Here is a 2,770-nt window from a genome sequence, read left to right on the forward strand (position 1 = left end):
ATCCAGGACAGCAACCCCGCAAAGACGGTGTTGAAGGCCAGGATGAACACCAGGTCGGCGGTCGAGGTGTGGTAGACGGCGGTGACGAAGGTGATCCCGGTCAGCCCGTAGCATATCGCCACGATCAGGCCGGACCAGCCGGGGATCAGCGGCGGGGCGTTTCGGCTGAGTGCCCGCCAGACCGACCAGATGACCATGGCCGCGACGAAAGTTGTGCCGGTGCGCAGCAGCATGATCGTCCATGCGCCACCGTCGGCGAGGCGGATCAACGGTATGTCGACAGTCAGCGTGAGCCCGCCGATGGCGGTTATCAAAAGACCTTTCTGGTGATCGTGATGAGAGGACATGCAGGAACTTTCGCAATGAAATGCAGGCTGGCGGCCGGCCGGTGCAATGGCGCACTCTCTCCAGCCAACCGGCTGAAAGACCAGCATCCCCTGCCTTGAAACAGTTTAAAGGCGGACCTTGGAAAAGCTCAGCGTGAAACCGCTTCGTTGATGTAGCGTTCCCAGCCCTTGGGGCCGAGATGCTCCTGCGGCATGAAGCGCATCTTATAATTCATCTTGCGCGAGCCGTTGACCCAGTAGCCGAGATAGACATGGGGCAGACCCATCGCCCTGGCGCGGGCGATGTGGTCGAGGATCATGAACGTGCCGAGCGACCGCTCCTCGAAATCGGGATTGAAGTAGGAGTAGACCATCGACAGGCCGTCAGCCATCTTGTCGGTGAGCGCCACCGCGATCAGCTCGCCCTGTCCCTTGCCGGTGATGAAGGTGTCGGGTCCACGCCGCCGATATTCGATCACCTTGGTGTCGACATGGGTGTCCTCGACCATCATCGCATAGTCGAGCACCGTCATGTCGGACATGCCGCCACGGCGGTGGCGGGCATCGAGGTAGCTGCGGAACAGGGAATATTGTTCGGTCGAGGGCTCGGCATTGTGCATGTAGCCGACGAGATCGGAATTGTGCTGCAGCACGCGCTTCATGTTGCGGCTGGCGACGAATTCCTGGGCGAGGATGCGTACCGAAACGCAGGCGCGGCAGGTCTCGCAGGCCGGCCTGTAGGCGATGTTCTGCGAGCGCCGGAAGCCGCCTTGCGTCAAGAGGTCGTTCATCTCCGCCGCCTTGTCGCCAACCAGATGCGTGAACACCTTGCGCTCGAACTGGCCGTCGAGATAGGGGCACGGCGACGGCGCGGTCAGGAAGAACTGCGGCGACTGGGTCGGATGCTGCGTCATCGAGCCTTGGAAACACTCCTTCGAATCACTCTACCTTTGGCGCGGACGGCGAAAAATTCAACAGGATTATGTGGGCGCGGTCGACTCGACGCCTTCACATTTGTGCTCAATCGGTTGCGACTGCTCTTCAGAGGGCCGTTTCAGCGGTCGGTGCGGCTGACGACCGTGCCAAGCAAAAGATCGTGCAAGGTGCGTTTGCGGTCGGAAAACAGCGTCACCAGCAGGACAAGCGGCGACAGGATGACATTGCCGGCCCAGAACAGCACCGAATGGACAACCGCAGTGAGGCCGTCGATTGGCCTGCCGTCGAGCCGGTCGAGCCGGATACCCATCATCTTCATGCCCGTGGTGGCCTGATCGGTGCTGCCCAGCGTGTTCCAGATGTAGAGGATGGCCACAGTCGGCAACAGGATGCCGAACAGCATCCAGCCAAGCCCGAGGGTCAAAAGCCCGAGGAAGAACACCAGAATGGCAAACGGAATGGTGAGCAGCGCGACGATGACATAGTCGATCATGAAGGCGAAGATGCGCTTCGTGCGCACGCCGTCATAGGCCCTGACATCGTCGAGCCTGCTGGTGATGAGTTCGCCGTCGAGAACGCGCGCGTTCATGTCATTTCCTCGTAACAAGGTCCGACATAGGGTGCGGACCGCTCAGCCATGAAATGGTGAAGGCCTGTGGCGGAATCAAGATCGCGCTTCCAGCGGTGCTCCAGCTTCGATGGCGTCGGGCCCGATGTGAACTGGTTGAATTTGCGGCGCGGATAGCATTAGCTTGTTGCAGCGCAGCAGAGCGCACAGGGGACGGGGCAATATGGACTACGACATGCTGGTCATCGGCAGCGGACCTTCCGGCCGCCGTGCCGCGGTGCAGTCGGCCAAGCTCGGCAAGTCCGTGCTGGTGGTCGACCGCGGCCGGCGTCTGGGCGGTGTCTCGGTGCATACCGGCACCATCCCATCGAAAACGCTGCGCGAAACGGTGCTCAATCTTTCGGGCTGGCGCGAGCGCGGCTTCTACGGGCGCGGCTACCGGGTCAAGCAGGATATTTCGGTCGGCGATCTGGTCGAGCGCCTGCACAAGACGCTCGACCATGAGGTCGAGGTGCTGCAGCACCAGTTCATGCGCAACACGGTCAAGAGCGCTCGCGCCGCGGTGAAATTCCTTGGCCCCAACAAGGTCAGCCTGACATCAGACACCGGCGATTACAGCGAGGTCGGTTTTGCCAATGCGCTGATAGCGGTCGGCACCAGGCCGCACCGCCCGCGCGAGGTGCCTTTCGACAAGACCCGCGTCTTCGACAGCGACGAGATGCTGGAGCTTGATCGCTTGCCGCGCACGCTGACCGTGATCGGCGCCGGCGTCATCGGCGTCGAATATGCGACGATCTTTTCCGCGCTCGACGTGCCGGTAACCTTGGTCGAGCCGCGCAACTCCATCCTCGATTTCGTCGACCGCGAGATCGTCGACGATTTCATCCACCAGATGCGCGATCGCGGCATGACCATCCGGCTGGGCAGCGCGGTGAAGGAG

General features: G+C 61.6%; 3 protein-coding genes and 1 pseudogene. 1 reads left to right on the forward strand and 3 read right to left on the reverse strand.

Going from position 1 to position 2,770, the window contains the following annotated elements:
- The 3 genes and pseudogenes from EN914_RS30885 to EN914_RS30895 form a co-directional block, all read right to left on the reverse strand.
- A pseudogene (locus EN914_RS30885) lies at positions 1 to 347 on the reverse strand (EamA/RhaT family transporter); the annotation flags it as partial.
- A gap of 128 nt (positions 348 to 475) precedes the next feature.
- Complete coding sequence (locus EN914_RS30890; RefSeq protein WP_024504696.1) at positions 476 to 1,240, reverse strand: arginyltransferase; 765 nt, start codon at positions 1,238 to 1,240, stop codon at positions 476 to 478.
- Positions 1,241 to 1,380: 140 nt separating this feature from the next.
- Complete coding sequence (locus EN914_RS30895; RefSeq protein ID WP_024504695.1) at positions 1,381 to 1,851, reverse strand: RDD family protein; 471 nt, start codon at positions 1,849 to 1,851, stop codon at positions 1,381 to 1,383.
- A 202-nt stretch (positions 1,852 to 2,053) separates the two neighbouring features.
- On the opposite strand from EN914_RS30895, the gene EN914_RS30900 reads away from it, so the two are divergent.
- A partial coding sequence (locus EN914_RS30900) for an FAD-dependent oxidoreductase (RefSeq protein ID WP_127389494.1) occupies positions 2,054 to 2,770 on the forward strand: 717 nt, incomplete at its 3' end.

This window comes from Mesorhizobium sp. M7A.F.Ca.CA.001.08.2.1 (genome assembly GCF_003998455.1).
Lineage (GTDB): Bacteria > Pseudomonadota > Alphaproteobacteria > Rhizobiales > Rhizobiaceae > Mesorhizobium > Mesorhizobium ciceri.